At 28.9% G+C, this 2,597-nt stretch carries 2 protein-coding genes and 1 pseudogene; 2 read left to right on the top strand and 1 reads right to left on the bottom strand.

All coding sequences use genetic code 11. The annotated features are described in order from the left end of the window. Positions 1 to 960, top strand: a 960-nt coding sequence (locus V2H77_RS00855) for a hypothetical protein (RefSeq protein ID WP_341497290.1), incomplete at its 5' end; no start/stop codon positions are given. A 36-nt stretch (positions 961 to 996) separates the two neighbouring features. Here V2H77_RS00855 and V2H77_RS23510 read toward each other — a convergent pair. Further along, a pseudogene (locus tag V2H77_RS23510) lies at positions 997 to 1,092 on the bottom strand (hypothetical protein); the annotation flags it as partial. A gap of 404 nt (positions 1,093 to 1,496) precedes the next feature. Here V2H77_RS23510 and V2H77_RS00850 point away from each other — a divergent pair. Then, positions 1,497 to 2,345 carry a glycosyltransferase gene (locus V2H77_RS00850; protein WP_341497289.1) on the top strand — a complete coding sequence of 283 codons (849 nt, stop codon included), beginning with the start codon at positions 1,497 to 1,499 and terminating at the stop codon, positions 2,343 to 2,345. The last annotated feature ends 252 nt before the right edge of the window (positions 2,346 to 2,597 follow it).

Raw genomic sequence — 2,597 nt, 5'->3', positions numbered from 1 at the left:
GGAATTATTTCTTCATTTTGCCTTTTTTATTTTATCATTTTTTTTAAATCAAATGAATCACTGATTTTGCATATAATAAGTTGCTGTTTACTATCATTGTCAACCTATATATATACATTGGTGAAAAATATATATCAGCTTGCAAATAAACAAGTTATATCCTCAATATTATTAGTTTTTGATGTTATAATAAAAGTTATAGTTTTTTATTGTGTTTATAAATGTTATGGTTCAACAACTTTCTCTATTATTATCTCTCTTATAATATATTCCATTTCAGTTCTGATAATATCCTCATATCTTATCTTTATAAGATTCCATTATTCTAATGAAAAAAATGAAGATTACTACTCTCTGAAAGTTGCTATCCAAAGAATAATGCTGATGGGTACTTCAGGTATTATGAATGTGGGACAATTACAGGGATATAGGCCGTATTTGGCATATTTAGGAAATACTAGTGAGTTAGGTATTTTATCATTTATTACCAATTTGGCAGGTACAGCTACAGGTGCAGTATTATCAATTATAAATCAGATTGGGATTCCAAGAATATACCACACAGAAGGTCAATATATTAATAAACACATTAAACTAATTTTCCTTGTTTGTATTGTATTATCATTTCTATCAATTCCTGCTGGTATGATATTTTTTCACATTGCCGAGAAAGATAATTTTTATCCATATTTATTTTTACTCCCAGTTGGTGTACTCCAAGAAGGCAGTAATGCTATTATAGGCACTTATAATCATTTATATAATATTAAAGATGGTAAATTGTCAATTTTTGCAACATCAGGTGTATTAGGGTTTGCAGTTATGGCTGTAATGTTATCCATATATACTATAACAAAGATGAATGTCTTTATTACTGTAGCATTAGGAATTATCTTTAGTCAATTTTGTGTGGTTATGTATATTATGATTAATACGCATAAATCACCTAAACCTAAATAGTTATATATATTATCGCTACACCCTTGTTTTACTAGACTAGCTTCCAAGGGAAAGTGAAACAGCAACCATAAACTGTTCCATTTTTAGCAATAATTGCCACATGCAATGACATTGATGATTGCGAGCAATTGTGATCATGTAAAGATAACTACAACAATTTCTCTTTTATCAGTCAAGAGAAATAGGTCAGCAAAAACAATAAATTAAACTTTTGGCCGGTGGATAAATCCATTTTAACCTTATCTAACAAACTGATAAATAAATTTAAATCTTTTAGGGATCAATTAGCCTCGATATATTAGCCAATACCCTCTTCATCTTCGTAAAAGCTCGGATGAGATTGGACTTTAAGCTGGCTGTATTTAAAGCCATTTTTTCATCATAATAATGGTTTCAGAATTTTAGTGTGTAAGCCGCCTTTTAGTTAGTGATCCTATTTTGATTTAATAGTTAATCAGATCGCTGAAGTTGGATTGAGCTCTCTCAAAGTGAGAGACTATTTTGCAAAGTTATTTAGTTTAAATAGGAAATATTAAATGAATAATTTCATGAACGAGTTAACTTTCGTTATTTTTACTTATAATGAAGAAAGTAGAATTGAACGTGTAATTAAAAACCTAAAACCATTTGGGCATGTCTTAGTAGCTGATAATTATAGCACAGACAAAACGATTGAAATTGCCAAAAAATATGGTTGCCAAATTTTTTTAAATAAAAACCCTAATCCTGGATGGAATGAGAATGAAATAACCACAGGAAAAATACTTAATACAGTGAAAACTCCTTGGGTCTATTGGGCCTATGCAGATGAGATGATAAGTCAAGATACCTCAATGAAAATAAAGCATGTCATTGATAATGACTTGGCTGACATCATATCCATAGTAAAAAAAGATTACTATTACGGGCAGTTTTGCAACAATTCACTCTCTAGTAGAGCAAATCGTATTTTTAAAAAAGACGCAATTGATTTTTCAGGAAATAGAATGCACGAATATGGAAAACCAACTGTGGCAAAAGAAAGAGTTTATCAAATGCCAAGTAAATTCTTTATTCACCATTTTATATCACATACTGCTAGCGCAGTTCAACGTCTTCATGATAGTTACACTGATGTCCACGCTAAACAAACTAAATATCGCCCCCCGTACTATTTAATATTGCAATCATTGAAATGTTTTTTTGTTAATTATTTCCTCCGAAAAGGATTTTTAGCTGGTAGTGCTGGTTTTTATCATGTTGCTAACAGAGTTCATTATAATTGGTTGTTATCAATGAAAAAACACGAAGATTTAAATAAGCTTGACAGAGAAAGTATAGAAAAAATCAATAATTATTCTAGAGAAAAAATTCTTTCATGCCAGAAAGACAAAATTGAGATGTAAATATATATTAAGGGAGTAATTTAAAAAAACTTATATTTATTAGGGAAGATTTTCAAGATATTTTGAAAAATCCCAAAAAAACTAAAGTTCTTTGTAAAAAATGTAAGTTATAAATATTAATAGCATTTTCTGTTGACTAAAATAATTTAACTAATAGCTAAATAGACTTGTTATTATAGTGAGAATAATGACTTCATATATCATGAAGTCATTTTACTTCTTACTTTATCACTCAAATCCTTGAAAATTTTT

Source organism: Photorhabdus sp. P32 (genome assembly GCF_038085095.1).
In the GTDB taxonomy this organism is placed as follows: Bacteria; Pseudomonadota; Gammaproteobacteria; order Enterobacterales; family Enterobacteriaceae; genus Photorhabdus; species Photorhabdus luminescens.
Note: the sequence above shows the minus strand (reverse complement) of the source record. Positions and strands in the feature narration are given on the sequence as shown.

Bases quoted from the DNA above. Each gene is read 5' to 3' on its own strand.
- V2H77_RS00850 (WP_341497289.1), top strand. From the start codon at position 1,497: ATGAATAATTTCATGAACGAGTTAACTTTCGTTATTTTTACTTATAAT.